Annotated in this window: 1 protein-coding gene; it reads left to right on the top strand. The window is 70.6% G+C overall.

Going from position 1 to position 936, the window contains the following annotated elements; translation table 11 throughout:
• The coding region (locus BN1134_RS01540) for a lysophospholipid acyltransferase family protein (protein WP_042044870.1) at positions 1–936 on the top strand (936 nt) is incomplete at both ends.

The raw sequence follows: 936 nt of genomic DNA, 5'->3' as shown, positions 1-936 counted from the left end.
CGCGCGAGGCGCTGCGCGCCATGGGGGAGCATCTGGAGCAGGAGGGGGCACTCATCATCTTCCCCGCCGGCGAAGTCTCCCGCCTCGGCCCCAAGGGGGTGCGCGACGGCCAATGGAGCAGCGGCTTTATCAAGCTGGCCCGGCGCACCCGAGCCCCGCTGGTGCCCCTGCACCTGGCCGGGCGCAACAGCCCACGCTTTTATCTCAGCTCCTGGCTTTCACGCCCCCTCTCCGGCCTGCTGCTGGTCGACGAGATGTTTCGCCAGCGCGGCCGACAGTTGACCGTCACCGTTGGCCGGCGGCTGGCACCGACCCAACTCGACAGCCTGGCGCCGGCGCTGGCCGCCCGCCTAGTGCGCAGCGATCTCTACCGCATCGGCCGCGGTAAAATGCCGCGGCTGGCGACCGAGTCCCCCATCGCCCTGCCCGAGGAGCGCAGCCGCCTCAAGCAGGCGATCGAGCGCTGCGAGCTGCTCGGCCTGACCCCGGATGGCCAGCAGATCCGCCTCTACCGCCGCCAGGGAGAGGCGCACAGCTGCGTGCTGCGCGAACTGGGAAGGCTGCGCGAGATCGCCTTTCGGGCGGTGGGAGAAGGTACCGGCAAGCGCCGCGATCTGGATGGCTTTGACGATCACTACCGCCATCTGCTGCTGTGGGACCCGGCCGCCCTCGAGGTGGTCGGCGCCTACCGCTTCGCCCCGGTCGGCGAGACCCTGCGCGAGCTGGGCGAAGCCGGCCTCTACGGCCACACCCTGTTTGCCTTCACCCCGGCCATGCACGGGCGGCTCGAGCAGGCGGTGGAGCTGGGCCGCAGCTTTATCCAGCCCGCCTACTGGGGCAAGCGCGGTCTGGACTACCTCTGGTACGGCATCGGCGCCGTGCTGGCCCGTCACCCCGAGTACCGCTACCTCTACGGCCCCGTCTCCATCTCGGGCA

It is taken from the genome of Aeromonas simiae, from assembly GCF_000820125.1.
GTDB lineage: Bacteria > Pseudomonadota > Gammaproteobacteria > Enterobacterales > Aeromonadaceae > Aeromonas > Aeromonas simiae.
Note: the sequence above shows the minus strand (reverse complement) of the source record. Positions and strands in the feature narration are given on the sequence as shown.